The sequence below is a fragment of the Nakamurella endophytica genome (assembly GCF_014646215.1).
Lineage (GTDB): Bacteria > Actinomycetota > Actinomycetes > Mycobacteriales > Nakamurellaceae > Nakamurella > Nakamurella endophytica.
Window position 1 is genome coordinate 216,813 of the sequence record NZ_BMNA01000001.1, and the last position, 18,191, is coordinate 235,003.

The following is an 18,191-nucleotide window of genomic DNA, read 5'->3' on the forward strand; positions in this document are numbered from 1 at the left end:
CCCGACGGGTGTGATGCGGACCACGCCGCGCGCCGAAAGACGCGCGGGAAGATTTGATGACACGTCATCGTTCGACGGGGTATGCTGCCGACAAGGTAGTTGAGACTTCAAGTACGGAGGCACACCATGACCGCTCCCACCGAGACCCTGACCGGCACCTGGACCGCGGACGCGGTGCACTCCGACGTCAGCTTCAAGGTCCGCCACATGGCCGTCGGCAAGGCCCGCGGCTCCTTCACCCTGGCCTCGGCGACGCTGGTCGTGCCGGAGACCGGCCTGGCCGACGCCACGGTCACCGCCGAGATCGACGCCACCAGCGTCGACACCAAGCAGGCCGACCGGGACGCGCACGTCCGGTCCGCGGACTTCCTGGACGTCGAGAACCACCCGGTGCTGACCTTCACCTCGACCGGGGTCAAGGACCTGGACGGCGACGAGTTCACCCTGCTCGGCGACCTGACGATCCGCGGCACGACACGCCCGGTCGAGCTGGCGAGCGAGTTCCTCGGCGCCACCACCGACGCCTACGGCGCCGAGCGCCTGGGCTTCTCCGCCAAGACCTCGATCAGCCGCAAGGAGTTCGGCGTGTCCTTCAACGCCGCCTTCGGCGCCGGCAACGCGGTCGTCGCCGACAAGGTCGAGATCGACCTGGAGCTCGAGTTCACCAAGTCCGCCTGAGTCACGGCGCCACGGCGCCACAGTCCCCCGTCGTCCGGTCGTGCGCCCCGCACGGCCGGACGACGTCGTTCCGGCCCCGGTCAGCCGTCGACATCCTCGAGCAGCACCTCGATCTCGCTCGGCGCGTACCACGCCAGGTCGATGTCCTCGGCCTGACCGACGACGAGCTCGGCGTCCTCGTCCCCGAGGTCCGCGGCGTCCACCGCGCGCACGGCGTCCGCCACCACCGAGGCGGCGTCCGCACCGTCGACGTGCACGGCGGCCACCTTGCGCCAGGGCACCGGGCCGTCCAGGTGCGCCGCGGACCGCTCCAGGTGCGGGGCAGGCACCACCGAGTCGGCATCGGCCGCGACGACCACCCGGAGCGTCGGTTCGTCCTCCGCGGCGCCGGCCAGCAGCCGCAGCGACGCGCGGGCGGCGTCCACCATCGCCAGGTACTCGAGTTCCTCGTCGTCCGCGTGGTCGTACTCGCCGGCCAGGTCGGGCGTGACCGCGAAGACCACGCCGTTGCGCGGCCGCAGGACGCCGTCCCCGAACGCCGCCCGCAACCCGCTCACCGTCAGCGGCACGTACACACGCGTCATCGGGTCGACCCCCGGCGCGGCTCGTCCCGACCCTCACCGTCGGCGTGGACCTCCGCGGTCGAGCCGGTGAACGCCGCCGGGTCCAGCTCCGCGACGGCCTCCCGCAGGTGCAGCGCGAACTCCTCGGCATCGGGGATGGCGTCGCGGTCGACGGTCAGCCCGAAGTGGACACCGCCGTGGTACGACGTCACCGCGACGGCGAGCGCGTGCCCGGAGGGCAGCGGCGCCACCGGGTACATGGCCTCCACCCGCGCGCCCGCGGCGTAGAGCGGCACCTGCGGCCCCGGGGCGTTCGTCACCAGCACGTCGTACAGCCTGCCGGACAGCTGCCCCGCGACGCGCGCGCCCAGGGCGTGCAGCGTCGGCGGCGCAAACCGGCCGAGCTCCAGCAGCGCGTCGGCGCCGACCTGCCGGCCGGACTCGCGGTGCGCGCCCATCGCGAACGACACCTGGTGCAGCCGCATGACCGGGTTGGGCTCGGCGACCGGCAGGTCCACCAGGAACGAGACGACCGGGGACGCCGCGGTCGTCTCCTCGCCGTCCAGCCCGTCCCCGGCGGAGGTGCGGACGGTCATCGGCACCAGCGCCCGCAGCACCGTCCGTGACGTCACCGCCTCGCCGCGGGAGAGCAACCAGCTCCGCAACGCGCCGGTGATCACCGTGAGGATGACGTCGTGCAGCGAGGCCCGGTGCGCCGCGCGGATGGCCTTGAGGCTGCTCAGGTCGACGCGGTGGCTGGCGAACCGGCGCTGGCCGTTGCGCGCGACGGTGAGCGCCGACCGCGGCGCCGACCGGATCAGCCGACGGGCCAGCTGTACCGCCTGGCCACCGACCTGCGCGGCCCTGGCGACGGTCGACCCGACGTCCTGCGCCGCCAGCCGCACCACGTCGACCAGGTCCGCGGGGCGTGACGTCAGGTCCGCCAGCGCGTCCACGACCAGGTCCACGTCGCTGGGCGCCGGTACCGGCACCCACTGCTCCTCGGGTAGCCGGCGCGGCTCCCGACCCAGGTCGAGGATCGCCGCCGCCACGTCCACCGCGCCGATCCGGTCGACCAGCGCGTGGTGCGTCTTGTTGACGACGGCCACCCGGCCGCCGACCAGACCCTCGATGACGTACATCTCCCACAGCGGCCGGCTGCGGTCCAGCGGCCGGGAGATCAGCCGGCCCACCATGTCGTCCAGCTGGGCCATCGTGCCGGGCCGGGGCAGCGCGGACCGGCGCACGTGGTAGGTCAGGTCGAAGTGGTCGTCGTCCACCCAGACGGGGCGGGCCAGCCGGCCGGGGACGAACCGCACCCGCTGCCGGTAGCGCGGAACCAGGGTCAGCCGCGACTCCAGCAGCTCGACGATGCGGTGGTAGTCGATCGGCTCGGCCTCCGACGGCGGCTCCAGCACCACCACGCCGCCGACGTGCATCGGCGTCGTCGCGTCCTCGGCGTAGAGGAACGCGGCGTCGGTCGCCGAGAGCCGATCGGTCACCGCGACATCGTGGCACAGCGCGCCGACACCGACCCCGCGGTCGAGCCGCCCCCGGAACCGGTGCGCGGTGGCCGGACCCCGCGGTGGCCGGACTGCACCGGTCGCCGGGCTACGCGGTGACCGCGAGCGGCCGGGCGACGGCTGCGGCCACCCGGCGCAGTGCCGCGGTGACCGGGGATCCGGGCGCGGCCCTGGCCACCGGGACACCGGCCGACCACGCCCGGTCGAGCGCGACGCGATCCTCCGGCACGGTCGCCGCGACCTCGAGGCCGGTGAACCGCCGCACCGCGGCCTCGGCCTCGGCGGCGGTCGCGGCGGACCGGCGCACCCGGTTCAGCACCACCAGGGGGGTGACCTCGGGCAGCGCGTCCCGCAGGTCGGCGACTCCCCGCACCAGCCGTTCGATGCCGGGCGGGTCGGCGGAGCCGACCGCGAGCACGGTGTCCGCGGCCGCCAGCATGGCCAGCGTCGCGCCGTTGCGCCGCGGCGCGACCGTGTCGAACGACAACTCCTCGTCCGCCTCCACCGCGAAGCCGAGGTCGACGACCACCAGACCGGCGACCGCCCTGGCCGTGTCGAGCACCGCCGGCACGGCCGACGGGCGGACCTCCGGCCAGCGGTCGGCGCGCGCGATGCCGGTGAGCAGCTGCAGGTCCTCGCCGTCGCCGCCGACCGACCAGGCCAGACGCAGCAGCTCCGCCTCGTCCAGCCGCCCGTTGGCGGCCGCCCGGCAGGCGCCCGCCAGCCCCGGCGACTCGTCCAAGAGGCCGAACGCGCTGGCCAGCACCCCGCCGTAGACGTCAGCGTCGATCAGCAGGGTCGGGCAGCCGGATGCCGCCGCGGCGACCGCGGCTCCGGCCGCGACGGTGGTCCGGCCGGGTGCCCCGGTGGGACCCCAGACCGCGACGACGCGGCCAGGAGCACGCACGGGTGCGGCGGGCACCGGGTCCGGATCGACCGGACCGACCGGACCGCCCGGCAGGGTGGCCTGCGGGTCCGACACCGTCAGCCGGGTGGGGACGCCGCCCGCACGGCGGCCGTCGATCGCTGCCCGCACCGCGGACAGCAGCCGGGCGGGACCCGCGTCGTCGGGGACGACGTCGTGGATGCCGATCCGCCCCAGGCGGGGCGCCGCCCGGGTGTCGGCGGCGGCATGCACGCCGACGACGGCCACACCCGCCGCGCGGAGCCGGTCGACGGCCTCGGTGTCCAGGCGTCGCAGGTCGGCGGCCAGCACGACGGCGGCGGCCTGTCCGGTGGTGGCCTCGGCGAGCACGTCCGCCAGGTCGACGCACCGCCGCACCACGACCAGCGGCGCACCGGGCCGGTCCAACTCGGCCACCAGCTCGCTCTCCCACGGCTGGCCGCTGCCGGCGGTGACCAGGCCGTTGGTCACGCACCGCTCCGCAGCACCACGACCGGGTCGCCCTGGGGCAGCATCCGGACCAGCTGGTCGGCCGCCGCCGCGTCGAGCAGCACGGCGATCTGGTAGCGGTTGGAGCCGGCCCCGGACAGCCCGCCGGAGGCCGGTGCGGTGACCGACTGCACGGTGATGCCGGACGCGACCCGGTCGGTCTTGGTACTGCCGGTCGTCTGCCGGTTGCCGGTGGTCAGGTACAGGTCGATCGTCGAGCCGTGCGCCACCCCGGGCGGCATGGCGTCGGCAGGCACCCCGATGACCACCACCCGCCCCGAGGCCGGCGCTGCCAGGGCCGCAGCGGGCACCAGCTGGCCGGCCCGGACGGGCTGCTCGACGGTGCGTCCCACGGCCGCCGTCCCGTCCCCCGCGGCGAGGTACAGCGGCAGGCTCTCGCCGAGCCGGACGTCGACCGGGACCAGGTCGGCGGACACCAGCACGGTGCCCGGGGCCAGGTCGTGCGCCGCCGCCAGCACCGCCGTGGTCCTCGCCGCGGCGCCGACCACGCGGGCGCCGATCACCACGGCAGCGACCACCAGCAGAATGCCGGCGAGGATGCGCCAGTCCCACCACCGGGGTCGGCCCAGACGTCGCGGCCGAGCCGCCCGGGGCACGACCGCCACCGGACCCGCGGCCGGGCCGTGGCCCGTCCCTTCCGGGTCCGGCGTCCTCGCGCGCCGCTCGCGCACCTTCATCACTGCCTCCGGACGACCCCTGCGACGCGGCCGGGGATGCGCGGCGCTGCTCGTGGCCAACTGTGCCAAACTAGGCCAACACAGCCAAAGGCGCGCAAGTCCTGTCATCCGACCGTGGCATGGCGGTCCCCGACGGCAGTCGGGCCGGCGCCCCCGACCACTCGAAGGAGTCCGCCGGTGGCCTCCGATCGGTTCCTGACCCTGGCCGACGTGGCCGAGATCCTGAACATCTCGACGTCGCAGGCCTATGCACTGGTGCGCAGCGGCGATCTCGCGGGTATCCAGATCGGCGGCCGGAACCAGTGGCGGGTCGAGCGGGTCAAGCTCGAGGAGTACATCCAGGAGGCCTACCGCCGCACGGCGACCAGCCTGGCCGACCTGCCGGTCGACGAGTTCTCCCGCGACTGAGCCGGGCGGCGGCCCGTCCGAGCCGGCCGGCGCACCGGGACGACCTCGACGGTGACCCGCGGACCGGGTCGGACGGCCGCCGCCCCGGTCACGCGGCCGGTGCCCGGACCAGCGAGGCCAGCACCTCGGCCAGTGCCGCGGGATCCTGCTCCTGCACGTTGTGCCCGGTCGGCACGGTGACGACGGTCGCGGTGGGTACCCGACGGCCGAACTCCTCGACCGCGGCGTCCGTCAGGAACCCTGTCTCGCCCCGCACCAGGACGACCGGGACGGTGAGCCGCTCCACGACCGGCCACAGTGCCGGGAAGTCGCCGCCGGACACGGCCTCGTCGAGCCCCAGGTTCGCCAGGTGGTGGCGGAAGGCCACGCGACCGTCGGCCCGGACGACGGTGTTGTGCTCGACACCGCGCTCCAGCGCCCGACGGGAGCGCCCGAACCCGAAGGCGGCAGCCCGGTCGACGATCTCCGACCGGCTCGACCAGCTGTCCGGGCCGGCGAGGAAGTCCCGTACCTGGCGCGCGTCGCCTACCTCGAGCCCGGGCGAGACGTCGACCAGGACGACCGCGCGCACCCGCTCGGGCGACCGGGCGGCGGTGGCCAGGGCGACCAGGCCACCGAGCGAGTGCCCGAGGTGGACGGCGGGTTCCGGCGCCTGCTCGCGCAGCAGCCCCTCCGCGGCAGCCGCCAGCGTGGGCGGGCTGTAGTCGCGGTCCTCGCGCCAGTCCGACTCGCCGTGGCCCGGCAGGTCCACGGCCAGGGCCCCGATGCCGCCCGGCCGCCCCGGCGCGACCCGCGCGGACAGCAGCAGCACCGTCTCGTCGAAGGTGTGGGCGTTCAGGCCGGCGCCGTGCCAGAGCACCACGCCGGGCGCTCCGGTTCCCCAGCGCAGACCGCGGACCCGGCGACCGGCGCCGTCGTCCGCGGTGACGCGGCGCACCACCGGGACGGGACCGGGCACGCCGAGCTCGGTCATCTCCTCGGGCAGGAACCGGAACTCGTCCTCGCCGTCGCCGTCGCGGACGTCCGCGGCCAGCGGGACGTCGGCCGCGTCGACGTCGGTCGGGACGACGTCGGTCGGGACCCCTTCGCTCGGGACCCCTTGGGTCGGGACGGCGGTCGGGACCCCTTCGGTCGGGACCCCTTGGGTCGGGACGGCGTCGGTCGGGACGGCGCCGGTCGGGACGGCATCGACGTCCCCGCCTCGGCCCGGGTGGCCCTCATGGGGCTGCCCCGGGCCAGCGGTCGCCTGCCGGTCCGTCCCCGCCATGGCGGTCCTCCACTCGTGTCCGTGGTCGCGGCGGCGGTCGCCCGGCCGGCTCAACCCCACGGTAGGGCGCGCACCACCACCAGCTGCGCGAGGGGCACGGCGGCCACCGACCGGGTGCCGGACGGCCGTCGCGGCTCCCAGGGGGCGTGCACGCCCAGCTCGACGAAGTCCGCGCCGACCCGGTCCACCGTGCCCGCGACCTCGGACGGTCCGCCGGACGGCCCCGGACCGGTCACGACGGCGACCACGGGCGCCCGGTCGCGGGCCAGTCCACGCAGGGCGTGCCGTAGGTCGAGTCGCGCCGCGACCCCGGTGGCGGCGGGTCCGGTGACCGTGGTGAGCCCGTGCACCACCGTCACCGCCGCGAGGTGGACGACCACGTCCGCCCCGGCCGCGTCCTCGACGAGCACCCAGTCGGGCCCCGCGTGGCGGAGCCGGCCGTCCACGGCGAGCCCCGCGACGGTGCGCAGCCGTACGTCCGCGCCGACCGCGCCGGCGAGCCGCGACGCGAGCAGCAGCCGGCCCGCCGCCACCCGCTGCCGATCGGCGGCCTCGGCACGGACCTCCTGGGCGGACAGGTCGTCGAACCGGCCCTCCAGGTCCTCGAACAAGCGCTCCCACCGCACGCCGCCACGGTGCTCCATCCACCTCCCAGGGTCAAGTCATCTTGACTGAGCTCGTTTGAGGCTGTTTGACTTCTGTTCGTGCCGTTTCAACTCAGGAGCGTCCGTCCGTCGTCGTCGCACGACCGGATGCGCCACGGCGTCGCCCGCCTCGGGCCCCCTGCGGTGCCGGTGGTGCTGCTGGCGGCGGCGTGGTGCTTGCCGCAGCCGTCCGATCCCGCGCTGTGGTTGTGGACGGCCGGCGCCACGGGCTCCGTGGACCGTCTCGCGGTGCTGCTGGCGATCGTGCTGGTCGACGTGCTGCTCGTCTGGAGCTGCGTGGTGGTCGGCGCGCAGGTGCTGTCCCGACTTCCGGGACGGGTCGGCCGCCTGGCGGGGCGCGCTGCCGCTGCCCTGACACCTCGGGTGCTCCGTGGGACGCTCACCGGCGCCGTCGGCTGCGTCCTGCTCGGTGGGGTCGCCGGCTGCAGCACCGCGGACCTGTTCGGCACCTCCACCGCACCGCCGACACCATCGGTCGGCGCGGCGTCCGCGGTGGCCTCCGCGGGAGCAGGTGGGTCGTCGACTGCTGCTGCCGCGGCCGCGACGCCGGTCGCCGACGGAGCCGGCACCCGAGCGGCCATCAGCGCACCGACGGCGCCGGCACCCGGGTCGGCGACAGCAACAGCCGCGCCGACCACGTCCACCGAGATCGGCGGATCCGCAGAGGCGGGGCTTGCCACGAGCCCCGGCGCGACCAGCTCGCGGAGCGGGTCGGGCGGATCCGAGGCCACCGCGGACCGGGCCGGCACGGCCTCCCGGCCGTGGACGCCGGGGACCGCCCGCCCTGCGACGGCGCAACCGCACCCGGTCGCCACGCCGGGCGGCGGCGCGCGGGACACCGTCACGGTCGCCGTCCCAAGCCTGGACTGGCCCATGCCCGGCCGCCCTGTCGTCGCGGGCGCCGGGACGGGCGAGGTGGTCGTGCTGCGCGGCGACACGTTGTGGGCCATCGCCGCACGGCACCTGCCTGCGGACGCCGGCGATGCCCGCATCGACGCGGAATGGCGGCGCTGGTACGTCGCGAACCGGGACGTCGTCGGTCCCGACCCGGAGCTCATCCTTCCCGGCCAGCGGCTCCGCCCGCCCGCCGCCGACCCCCAGGAGCAGTCGTGACCAGCGCCGTCCGCCGCACCGAGCAGACCGCCCGTCCGGCGCTACCCGACGGGACGGCACCGGACCGGACCGTGCGGCCCCGGTTGGTTCCGGTGCCCGACTCGGCGCCCGAGTTCGACGACGAACAGCGACCCGCCGACCGGTTGCGCCGGCTGACGCGACGACCCTCGCCCGGGCCGGTGGAGCGCCCACGACCGTCGGTGGTGGCCGTGACGGGCGACGCCCCGGCATGGTCGCGGGAGCTGGACGTGGGGGTCCGCCGGACCACGACGGCCGCGCTGCCGCCTGCCGAACGAGTGGGTGCGACGCTCGCCCGGGCGCTGATCGAGGTGCTGGGTGGCCGGCGGTCACTGGGCCAGCTGCGGGTGCACTGCGCTCCGGACGTCTTCGCGGGACTCCAGGCGGCGGTCGCCCTGCCCGGCAACGCCGCACTGTCGAGCGTCCGGGTGTCCCAGCCCGCCGACGGCGCGGCGGAGGTGGCCGCCGTCTACCGGGCCGCCGGACGGGCGCGGGCCATCGCGTTCCGGCTGCAGGGTCTGGACGGCCGCTGGCGCATCACCGAGCTGCAGACCGGCTGAGCCGGCGGACGGGCGCCGGTCGGCGCGTGTCGGCGCGGGTCGGCCCGGCCGGATGCGCAGCGCCGACCGCCCGGGCATCCCACAGCGGCTCGTCCGGACGGGCGCACGCCTTTCGGGTGCGGCTCCGGTTCCGGGCGTGCCGTGGCTCTTCGACGATCGGACCGGTCAGGACCGGCGCACCCCGCGCGGTACGGCTCCGCACCCTGACGACCGGTCCTCGGCCACCGGATCGGCTGGACCGCCCGCGCAAGCCGGCGGTCGGGCCGAGCAGCCGAACGACACGGCAGGCGACCTGGCGTGCCGTCGGGCCAGCGTCGGCGCGGGACCCCACCGGTCGCGGGTCATCCGGGCGGGCCGGCGGCACCGCTCGGCCCGGCGGCGCGGACCGCCCGGCCCCGCGGACGTGCGGGGCCGGGCGTGCGGGTCAGAGCCCGGCGCTGCCCGGCCGGCCGTGGCAGACCTTGTACTTCTTGCCGGAGCCGCAGGGGCACGGCGCGTTGCGACCCGGCTCCTTGGCGGCGCCACCGGCGCCGCGGACCTCGGCGGCGCCGGACTCCTCGACGCCACCGGCCTCGGCCGGGCCGGAGTACTGCAGTGGCGCCTTCTCCTGGGCCGGTCGGGCGAGCCCCTTGGCGCGGAACGCGCTGGGCGCGCTGTCACCGCTCGGTGCTGCGGCGGTCGGCGTCTCCTGGCTGGGCAGCGGCTGCACCGGCCGGACCCGGGTCACCGTGCGGGTGGCGCCGGCGGCCTGCTTGCCGCCGACCGGCTTCGGCGGGGCGAGCGGCCGGCGCGCCGCCGGGGCGGCGCCGTTCCCGGCTCCGACCGCGGCCGGAGCCGCAGCAGGTGCCCCCTGACCGGTTCCGACGCCGTCACCGCCAGCGCCGTCCACTGCCGAGCCCTGGGCCGCCTCGACCTGCGCGGCTTCCTCGGCGGGAACCACCTGGACCTGCAGGTTGTACAGGAAGCCGACCGACTCCTCCTTGAGGGAGTCCAGCATGGCGGCGAACATGTCGAAGCCTTCGCGCTGGTACTCGACCAGCGGGTCGCGCTGCGCCATGGCCCGCAGCCCGATGCCCTCCTTGAGGTAGTCCATCTCGTAGAGGTGCTCGCGCCACTTGCGGTCCAGCACGGACAGCACGACCCGGCGCTCGAGCTCGCGGGTGATCTCCGGGCTCAGCGCCTCCTCGCGCTCGGCCCAGCGGTCCCGCGCGTCCTTGAGCACCGCCTCGAGCAGGTTCTCCCGGGTCAGCCCGGCGGGCGACTCGGCGATCTCCGCCGGCGTCACCTGGATCGGGAACAGGGTGCGCAGCGCCGTCCAGAGGGTGTCCAGGTCCCAGTCCTCGCCATAGCCCTGGGCGGTCGCACCCTGGACGTAGGCGGTGATCACGTCGGTGATCATGTTCTGCACCTGGACGTGCAGGTCCTCGCCGTCGAGGACACGGCGGCGCTCGTCGTAGATGACGGTGCGCTGCTTGTTCATCACCTCGTCGTACTTGAGGACGTTCTTGCGGATCTCGTAGTTCTGCTGCTCGACCTGCGTCTGCGCGCTCTTGATGGCCCGGGAGACGAAGTTGTGCTCGATCGGCACGTCGTCGGGCATCCGGAGCCGGGTCATCAGCATCTCGACGGTGCCCCCGCCGACCCGCCGCATCAGGTCGTCCCCCAGCGACAGGTAGAACCGGGACTCGCCCGGGTCGCCCTGCCGGCCGGACCGGCCGCGGAGCTGGTTGTCGATGCGGCGCGACTCGTGCCGCTCGGTGCCCAGCACGTAGAGGCCGCCGGCCTCACGCACCTTCTCGGCCTCGGCCTTGGACTTGCGCTGGGCCTCGTCGAGGGCGTCCGTCCAGGCGGCCTCGTACTCCTCCGGGGTCTCCGCCGGCGACAGACCGCGCTGGCGCAGGTCCAGGTCCGCCGTGAAGTCCGGGTTGCCGCCGAGGACGATGTCGGTGCCGCGGCCGGCCATGTTGGTCGCCACGGTCACCGCGCCCGAGCGGCCGGCCTGCGCGATGATCGCCGCCTCCCGCGCGTGGTTCTTGGCGTTCAGCACCTCGTGCGGCACACCGGCGCGGAGCAGCAGCTTGCTCAAGGCCTCGGACTTCTCCACCGACGCCGTACCGACCAGGACCGGCTGGCCCTTCTCGTACCGCTCCTCGATGTCCTGGACGACCGCGTCGAACTTGGCGTCCTCGGTCTTGTAGATCAGGTCCGACTCGTCGAGGCGCTGCACCGGCTTGTTCGGCGGGATCGGCACCACACCCAGCTTGTAGGTCTGGTGCAGCTCGGCCGCCTCGGTCTGGGCGGTGCCGGTCATCCCCGAGAGCTTCTCGTAGAGCCGGAAGTAGTTCTGCAGCGTGATCGTGGCCAGCGTCTGGTTCTCGGCCTTGATCTCGACGCCTTCCTTGGCCTCGATCGCCTGGTGCATGCCCTCGTTGTAGCGACGGCCGTGCAGCACCCGGCCGGTGAACTCGTCGACGATCAGGACCTCGCCGGAGACGACGATGTAGTCCTTGTCGCGCTTGTAGAGCTCCTTGGCCTTGAGGGCGTTGTTCAGGAAGCCGACGAGCGGCGTGTTCACCGACTCGTACAGGTTGTCGATGCCCAGGGCCTGCTCGACCTTGGCGACGCCGTCCTCGGTGACGCCGACGGTGCGCTTGGACTCGTCGACCTCGTAGTCGACGTCGCGCTGCAGCCGCGGCACCAGCCGGGCGAAGTCCGAGTACCACTTGGACGACTGGTCCGCCGGTCCGGAGATGATCAGCGGGGTCCGCGCCTCGTCGATCAGGATGGAGTCGACCTCGTCGACGACGGCGAAGAAGTGCCCGCGCTGCACCAGGTCCGCCTTGGACCAGGCCATGTTGTCGCGCAGGTAGTCGAAGCCGAACTCGTTGTTGGTGCCGTAGGTGATGTCGGCGGCGTAGGCACGGCGGCGCACGTCCGGCGTCTGCTGGGACAGGATGACGCCGACGTCCAGGCCGAGGAAACGGTGCACGCGGCCCATCCACTCGCTGTCGCGCTGGGCCAGGTAGTCGTTGGTGGTGACGACGTGGACGCCCTTGCCCTCGAGCGCGTTGAGGTAGACCGGCAGCGTCGAGACCAGGGTCTTGCCCTCACCGGTCTTCATCTCGGCGATGTTGCCCAGGTGCAACGCGGCGCCACCCATCAGCTGGACGTCGAAGTGACGCTGACCCAGGGTGCGCGTCGCGGCCTCGCGGACCACGGCGAACGCCTCCGGCAGGAGGTCGTCGGTGGTCTCGCCGTCGGCCAGCCGCTGGCGGAACGTGTCGGTCAACGCCCTCAGTTCGGCGTCGGACAGCTCCTTGTAGTCGCCCTCGAGGTCGTTGATGTGGTCGGCGATGGCCCGCAGGCGCTTGAGCGTCTTGGCCTCGCCGGCACGGAGCAGTCGGGACAGAACCACCTGGGCACCTTGTCATTCGCTTCGGTCGATCCACAGCGTGCCGCGGAGGCACGGCGCTGCCACCGGAACCGTCGGTCGCGGCGACACCATGGTAGGCGCTGCCGCTGTCAAGGACCCGTGCTTGCCGGACCCGGCCCGCGCACGCCGCGAGCCGGGCGCCCGACGCGTCGGCCCGCGGGACCGACCGCCCCGCCGCGTCGGTCCGACGCGCGACGGGGGTGCACACCGCGGGTCGGCAGCGCGGGGACGGCCGTACCGGCACGACGCGGACGGGTCGGCGACCGCGCCGACAGTGCCGACAGCGCCGACAGCGCGCAACAAGCGGACAGCGCCGACATGCCGCAAGAGACGGCATCCCGGACGCGCCCGGCCGGCCCGCGACCGGGATGGCCACAACCGGACGGACCGCTGCCTGCACCGCACGGCGGCAGTCGGATCCATGGCGGGCGGCGGACCACGGTGTCCTGCTCCAGGGCACCCGACCCGGCCGGCGCGGTCCAGCGGGGTCAGCCGCTGAGCCGCAGCAACCCGTAGTCGAAGCCGCGCCGGCGGTAGACCACCGAGGGCAGACCGCTGTCGGCGTCGTTGAACAGGTAGAAGTCGTGACCGACCAGTTCCATCTGGAACAGCGCCTGGTCGACGGTGATCGGCGCCGACGGGTGGTCCTTGACGCGGACGATGCGGCCCGGGCTGTCCTCGGACGAGTCGCTCGAGGGGCGGCCGTCGAGCTCGACGCCGTCCAGCCCGATTCCGCCGTCCGCCTCGGGAACCCCACCGGCGTAGGACAGGGCAGCGATCGGGGTGCGCGCGTGCTGCCGGTCCTGGCGGCGCTGCGCCAGCTTGCGCAGCCGCGACTCGAGGCGGGTGACCGCCTGGTCGAGGGCGCCGTAGAAGCTGTCGGCGCTGGCCTCGGCGCGCACGGCCGGTCCCCGGCTGGCCAGGGTGATCTGCACCCGCTGGCAGGTCTTGGACTGCCGGGGGTTGGTCTCGTGGGAGAGCTCGACGTCCACTCTGATGATCTTGTGGTCGTACCGCTCCGAGCGGGACAGCTTCTCCGCGACGTGGGCCCGGAAGTGTTCGGGCACCTCGACGTTGCGACCCTTGACGACGATCTCCACGGTCTCTCCTCACCGCTGGTGGGGCGGTGCCGGCGGGGCACACACCCGTCCTGAAGGTGGTTCCCCGGGGGCCGTTCGGTGAACGGAGGACCTGTCACGCCGGGTGGACCCGGGTCCTTGCAACCTACCCGGCCGAGCATGATCCGCAAGGGACCGAACGGTGGTCCGACCGGTCGCCCACGGTGACCGTGCGCGACGGTCACGGCGTCCGCACCCAGGGCGCGGCAGCGGCCACGGCGACCACCGCGCCGGTCCGGATGCCGGCGTCCGCCAACGCGCGCAAGGCCGCGACCGCTGTCGCACCGCTGGTCACCACGTCGTCGAGCAGGACGATTTCCGCGCCGGCTGTCGGGCCTGCCGCCGGGACGACCCGGACCCGCCCGGCGAGGTTGGCGACCCGCTCCCCCGGCGACAGCCCGACGGAGTCCGCCGCGTGCCCGGCCGTCCGCAGGCACGGCGCCACGCCGGCCGCGACACCCGCGGCCGCCAGCGCTTCGGCCGCCCCGCGCGCCATCGCGGTGACCGGGTCACCGCCCCGCGACCGGGCGGCGGACCGGCGGCTGGGCGCCGGCACCAGCCACACCGTGCCTCCGCCGGCCGGCCGTCGCGCCCGGATCGCCACAGATCCGGCGAGCGCCCGCCCGATCGCGGATCCCAGCCGGGGCGGCAAGTCGGACCGGCCGCGCTCCTTGCCGGCGATCACCGCGGCCCGCACCGGTCCGGCATAGCGGGCGAGCGCCAGGACCGGCGGCAACGGCAGCCCGGCGGCCGCATCCAGCGCGGCGTCGGACAGCCGGACCGGGCGCAGCCTGCCCTCGAGGACGGCGGCGCACCTCGCGCACCACGGGGGCGGGTCGCCGCAGCCGGGGCAGGGACGCGGCAGCACCAGGTCCGCCGCGGCGGAGGCCCACTGGCGCAACGTCCCGGAACCGGTCATGGCGGCGAGGGTCCACGCTGCACGCCACCGGGTCACGCTGGCCGGGTCGGGATGTGGACAGTCCTGACGGGTGGGGACGGAGTTCCCCGTCCGCACGGCCGCCGGCGACCCGGGCCGACGGCGGGCGACGGCGAGCGACGGCGGCGAAGGCGGGCGACGGCGAGCGACGGCGGCGAAGGCGGGCGACGGCGCGCGACAAGTGCCCGACCGGGTCGGACGACGGGCACGTCGCGCACCGCCGCGGGGAGCGGTCAGTTGGGCGCGAAGGGCTGCGAACCGTCCAGCACCGGCCCACCCCGCGCCGCGGTCGGCGGGGCGATCCACCGCCCGTCCAGCGGGTTGCCGTCGAGCTCGGCGACCCGGTTGGAGAAGCTGACGTACAGCGTCTGGTCGGACACGGCGATGGCGTCGACGTCGTTGTTGCCCAGGCCCGTTGTCGTCAGGGTCTGCAACTCGCTGCCGTCCACGGAGACCTGCCGGACGGAGCGCACCAGGCTGCCCGGACCGGCGGCGGCCGCCACCAGCAGGGTCGCGGCGTCCTTGAACTGCACCGCGCCGACCTGCGTCAGGTCGCTGCGGAGCTCGACCAGGTTGACGATCGCGGAGGTGGTGCGGCTCTCCCCGGTGGTCGGCGTCGAGCCGCCGTCGGTGCCGGTGGCGACCGCCCCGAGGTAGAGCCGCTGGCCCGCCACGACCGCGACCCGGACGCCGTCCGGGGACAGCGCAAGGGCGGTGATCCCGCCCTTGCCCTCCAGGACGTCGGCCGCCACCCGGGCGCGGCTGGCGGTGCCGGTGCCGCCCGGGCTCGCCGACACCTGGTAGATCTCCGGCTGGGACAGGCCGTTCTGCACCACCCACACCTCGTCCCCGGCGCGGGTGAAGGACGGCTGGGTGAGCGACGACGCCCGCAGGGCCGACCGGGGCTCCCCGTACGCCAGCGGGCGGCCGAGCTCGAGCTGCTGGGTGCCGTCCGCCAGCCGCACGACCGCTGCGACCGTCCCCGTCGCCGCCGACATCGCGGCGCTGTCCACCGGCAGCGTGCCGAGCCCGAGCTGGCCGAACATCGGCGCGCCGGTGGTCAGGTTGATCACCCGCCCGGCCGGGTCGATGAAGTACGGGTCGGAGGTGACCGAACCGGTGCCCGGGGTGCGGTCCGGGTCGAAGCTGCTGAAGCTGGTCAAGGTGTAGACGTCGACGTCACGCTCGAGCCGCTCCCCCTCGACGGTGATCTGGATCTGGGTGACGTCGCCGGGCAGCGTCGACAGCGTCCAGACGATCTGCGCCGCGAGCTCGCGCCGGGCTCCTGCGCTGGGCGGGACGTTGCCCGTCAGGTCGACGACCGTGACGCCGTCCTTGCTGGTCACGTTCGATCGCAGCTGGACGCCGGTGAGGACCGTCCGCGCGGCGCCGGAGATGCCGGCGGACGGCCCGCGCAGCAGCAGGGTCAGCAGCCGGGTGACCCGCGCCTCCGACGTCCCCACCGCCGCGATGTACCGCGGGTCCGGCACCACCTCGGTGCCCGTGGGGTCCAGGAAGTAGAGGGTCCGGCGGGTGTAAATCTGGCCGAAGCTGCCCTGCGGGATGAGCAGCTCCGGTGGCGGGTTGCTGATCCGCCACTGCCCGTCGACCTGCTGCAACTGCGCACGCCAGGTGTAGCTGCTGCCGGCGGCGGACCGGAAGACCCGGTTCACGTCCAGCGACCCGCTGCGGGTGCCCTTGAGCACCACCTGGCCCGGCGTCGCGCCGACCGGGTCGACCCGGTAGCTGGACAGGATGACGACCGCGGCGTCGCCGGGCTGCCAGGCACGCTGGGCGGCCGGCGTCAGGTACAGCCGGGCCGAGGAGTAGGACACCGCGCCGGCGGTGTCCGAGGAGCCTTCGGCGACCGCGTTGACGAAACCGAGCACCACCTGGTCCGGGGCGGCGTTGGCCGCCGGTGGCTGGGACTGTTCGGCGTTCGAGGGCGCCAGCACCGTGCTGACGTCCGCCAGCTGCCCGCTGTCCGGGATGCTCGAGCACCCGGTGGCCACGGCGGCGAGCGCGAGCAGCAGGACGAGCGCTGCGCCGGTCGCCCGGCGCCGGGCCGGACCGCCGGCCGGTGCCCGTCCGGTGCCCGGAGGCCGGCTCACCGGCTCTCACCGCCCACGGTGGCCGCGGGGTCCAGCGTCTCCGGGAGGATCAGCGGCAGCGCGTCGGGTCCGCCCGGGACGGCGCTGCCGCTGCCGGCCTCCAGCTCGGCCGGTTCGTCGCCCGGTCGACGCAGCGGCAGCGGCGAGGAGTCGACGAGCTGCCCCTGGCGCAGCGGCAGGGTGAGCCGGAACCGGGCGCCGACGCCCGGCTGCCCGCTGGCCTGCAACCAGCCGCCGTGCAGCCGGGCGTCCTCGAGCGCGATCGACAGCCCGAGACCGGTGCCGCCGGTGTGCCGTTGCCGGGACGGGTCCGCCCGCCAGAACCGGTTGAACACCAGGCCGGCCTCCCCCGGTTTCAGGCCGACGCCGTGGTCGGTGACGGTGATCGCCAGTGCCTGGTCGTCCGCGGCCATCTCGACCTCCACGAGCCCGCGCTCGGCGTGGTCGACGGCGTTGTTGAGCAGGTTGCGCAGGATCCGGGTGACCCGCCGGTGGTCGACCTGCGCCAGGACGGGCCGGTCGGGCAGGGCCACGGTGATCTCGACCCCTGCCCTGGCCGCGACGGCGTCGGTGGCCCGGACGGCGGCGGTGACGATGCCGCGGACGTCGATCTCCTCGGCGGCCAGCTCCGCCATGCCGGCGTCGTGGCGGGAGATCTCCAGCAGGTCGGCGAGCAGGCTCTCGAACCGGTCGAGCTCGGCCACCAGCAGCTCGGTGGACCGGGCCAGGTGCGGCGGCAGCTCGTCCCGGGAGCCGTGCAGGAAGTCGGCGGCCATCCGCACGGTCGTCACCGGGGTGCGCAGCTCGTGGCTGACGTCGGAGGTGAACCGGCGCTGGAGCTTGCCGAACTCCTCGAGCTGCCGGATCTGCGCCCGGATGGCGTCGGCCATGCCGTTGAACGACCGGGCGAGCGTGGTCAGCTCGACCGGGCCGCGTACCGGCATCCGCTCGGCCAGGTCGCCGGCGGCGAGTCGCCCGGCGACCGCGGCCGCGCGTCGGACCGGCCGAACGACGGCGGCCGCGACCACCACCGCGATGACGGTCAGCACCAGGACCAGGCCGGCGCCGCCCACCAGCAGGGTGTTCTGAACGACGGCGACGGTGCTCTGCTCGAAGGTCAGCGGGAAGATCAGGTAGACGACGAAGGCCTCGGTGGTCGTCGCCGTGGCCGGCGACCCGGCGACGAGGGCCGGCACCGACACGCCGTCGCGGACCACGCGGGTGTACTCGGTGGCGACGTAGCCCTCCCCCACCCGGGCCCGCAGCGAGCTGGGCACGTCCGCGATCGGTCCGACCGCGAGCACGTCCTCCGGACCCGACCGGCTCGGCGCGATGACCGGGTCGAAGGAGCCGGCGGCCGCGCCCTGGTTGCCGGTCGACGACGACCGTGCCGGGTTCGCCAGCTCGTCGAGGGTGCGCTGGAGCGCCTCCCGCACCGAGGAAAGGTCGGAGTCGACGCCGGTCATCCGGGCGTCGACGGTCGCTGCCGCCTTGGCGACCTCCGCGACGGCGGCGGACCGTTTGGAGTCCAGCAGCCGGTTGGTGATCTGGGACTGCAGGATGAACCCGATGCCGACCATGGCCAGCGTCGAGAAGATCAACGTCACCACGGCGGCGCGCAGCAGCAGCGAGCGGCCGATGAACGACAGCCGCCAGCGCAGCAGGCCCAGGCGGTGACGCAGCGCCCGCACGGAGGTCACCGCGCG

General features: G+C 74.9%; 15 protein-coding genes. 4 read left to right on the top strand and 11 right to left on the bottom strand.

Going from position 1 to position 18,191, the window contains the following annotated elements; all coding sequences use genetic code 11:
* The first annotated feature begins 126 nt into the window (after positions 1 to 126).
* Entirely contained in the window at positions 127 to 678 is a 552-nt protein-coding gene (locus IEY37_RS00985) for a YceI family protein (protein WP_188939647.1), read from the top strand.
* Between the two features lie 80 nt (positions 679 to 758).
* Here the strand turns inward: IEY37_RS00985 and IEY37_RS00990 are convergent, their stop codons facing one another.
* The 4 genes from IEY37_RS00990 to IEY37_RS01005 form a co-directional block, all read right to left on the bottom strand.
* Positions 759 to 1,262 carry a DUF6912 family protein gene (locus IEY37_RS00990; RefSeq protein ID WP_188939648.1) on the bottom strand — a complete coding sequence of 168 codons (504 nt, stop codon included), beginning with the start codon at positions 1,260 to 1,262 and terminating at the stop codon, positions 759 to 761.
* Entirely contained in the window at positions 1,259 to 2,743 is a 1,485-nt protein-coding gene (locus IEY37_RS00995; protein ID WP_188939649.1) for a WS/DGAT/MGAT family O-acyltransferase, read from the bottom strand. The genes IEY37_RS00990 and IEY37_RS00995 overlap by 4 nt, the downstream gene beginning before the upstream one ends.
* Positions 2,744 to 2,852: 109 nt before the next feature.
* Complete coding sequence (locus IEY37_RS01000) at positions 2,853 to 4,139, bottom strand: CpaE/TadZ family protein (protein ID WP_188939650.1); 1,287 nt, start codon at positions 4,137 to 4,139, stop codon at positions 2,853 to 2,855.
* Positions 4,136 to 4,696 (bottom strand): SAF domain-containing protein, encoded by a 561-nt coding sequence (locus IEY37_RS01005; RefSeq protein WP_188939651.1) that lies wholly within the window; start codon positions 4,694 to 4,696, stop codon positions 4,136 to 4,138. The genes IEY37_RS01000 and IEY37_RS01005 overlap by 4 nt, the downstream gene beginning before the upstream one ends.
* A gap of 336 nt (positions 4,697 to 5,032) precedes the next feature.
* Between IEY37_RS01005 and IEY37_RS21765 the strand changes: the two genes are divergently transcribed.
* Positions 5,033 to 5,263: a helix-turn-helix domain-containing protein gene (locus tag IEY37_RS21765; protein WP_229673499.1), complete on the top strand. Its 231-nt coding sequence runs from the start codon at positions 5,033 to 5,035 to the stop codon at positions 5,261 to 5,263.
* 88 nt (positions 5,264 to 5,351) lie between these two features.
* On the opposite strand, the gene IEY37_RS01015 is transcribed toward IEY37_RS21765, so the two are convergent.
* Both IEY37_RS01015 and IEY37_RS01020 read right to left on the bottom strand, forming a co-directional pair.
* On the bottom strand, positions 5,352 to 6,530 hold the full coding sequence (locus tag IEY37_RS01015) for an alpha/beta fold hydrolase (RefSeq protein WP_229673500.1): 1,179 nt from the start codon (positions 6,528 to 6,530) through the stop codon (positions 5,352 to 5,354).
* Positions 6,531 to 6,580: 50 nt separating this feature from the next.
* The gene (locus tag IEY37_RS01020) at positions 6,581 to 7,156 is read right to left on the bottom strand and encodes a hypothetical protein (RefSeq protein ID WP_188939653.1); all 576 of its coding nucleotides are present in this window, start codon (positions 7,154 to 7,156) and stop codon (positions 6,581 to 6,583) included.
* A gap of 78 nt (positions 7,157 to 7,234) precedes the next feature.
* Here IEY37_RS01020 and IEY37_RS21770 point away from each other — a divergent pair, with 78 nt between their 5' ends.
* Both IEY37_RS21770 and IEY37_RS01030 read left to right on the top strand, forming a co-directional pair.
* Positions 7,235 to 8,308, top strand: coding sequence for a LysM peptidoglycan-binding domain-containing protein (locus tag IEY37_RS21770; RefSeq protein ID WP_229673501.1), 1,074 nt, complete (start codon positions 7,235 to 7,237; stop codon positions 8,306 to 8,308).
* Positions 8,305 to 8,886: an Rv3235 family protein gene (locus IEY37_RS01030; protein WP_188939654.1), complete on the top strand. Its 582-nt coding sequence runs from the start codon at positions 8,305 to 8,307 to the stop codon at positions 8,884 to 8,886. The genes IEY37_RS21770 and IEY37_RS01030 overlap by 4 nt, the downstream gene beginning before the upstream one ends.
* Before the next feature lie 424 nt (positions 8,887 to 9,310).
* On the opposite strand, the gene secA is transcribed toward IEY37_RS01030, so the two are convergent.
* The 5 genes from secA to mtrB all read right to left on the bottom strand — a co-directional run bounded on the left by secA (position 9,311) and on the right by mtrB (position 18,185).
* Positions 9,311 to 12,301 (bottom strand): preprotein translocase subunit SecA, encoded by a 2,991-nt coding sequence (secA, locus tag IEY37_RS01035; protein ID WP_188939655.1) that lies wholly within the window; start codon positions 12,299 to 12,301, stop codon positions 9,311 to 9,313.
* A 506-nt stretch (positions 12,302 to 12,807) separates the two neighbouring features.
* Positions 12,808 to 13,419, bottom strand: a complete 612-nt coding sequence (gene hpf / locus IEY37_RS01040; RefSeq protein ID WP_188939656.1) for a ribosome hibernation-promoting factor, HPF/YfiA family — start codon at positions 13,417 to 13,419, stop codon at positions 12,808 to 12,810.
* Positions 13,420 to 13,618: 199 nt separating this feature from the next.
* Positions 13,619 to 14,356 (bottom strand): ComF family protein, encoded by a 738-nt coding sequence (locus IEY37_RS01045; protein WP_188939657.1) that lies wholly within the window; start codon positions 14,354 to 14,356, stop codon positions 13,619 to 13,621.
* Positions 14,357 to 14,607: 251 nt separating this feature from the next.
* Positions 14,608 to 16,485 carry an LpqB family beta-propeller domain-containing protein gene (locus tag IEY37_RS01050; protein WP_188939658.1) on the bottom strand — a complete coding sequence of 626 codons (1,878 nt, stop codon included), beginning with the start codon at positions 16,483 to 16,485 and terminating at the stop codon, positions 14,608 to 14,610.
* Positions 16,482 to 18,185 (bottom strand): MtrAB system histidine kinase MtrB, encoded by a 1,704-nt coding sequence (gene mtrB, locus IEY37_RS01055; RefSeq protein ID WP_229673502.1) that lies wholly within the window; start codon positions 18,183 to 18,185, stop codon positions 16,482 to 16,484. The genes IEY37_RS01050 and mtrB overlap by 4 nt, the downstream gene beginning before the upstream one ends.
* Between the last annotated feature and the right edge of the window lie 6 nt (positions 18,186 to 18,191).

Coding starts and splice junctions, on each gene's coding strand:
- IEY37_RS01015 (WP_229673500.1), bottom strand. CDS start 6,530: ATGGCGGGGACGGACCGGCAGGCGACCGCTGGCCCGGGGCAGCCCCAT.
- IEY37_RS01045 (WP_188939657.1), bottom strand. CDS start 14,356: ATGACCGGTTCCGGGACGTTGCGCCAGTGGGCCTCCGCCGCGGCGGAC.
- IEY37_RS00990 (WP_188939648.1), bottom strand. CDS start 1,262: ATGACGCGTGTGTACGTGCCGCTGACGGTGAGCGGGTTGCGGGCGGCG.
- IEY37_RS00985 (WP_188939647.1), top strand. CDS start 127: ATGACCGCTCCCACCGAGACCCTGACCGGCACCTGGACCGCGGACGCG.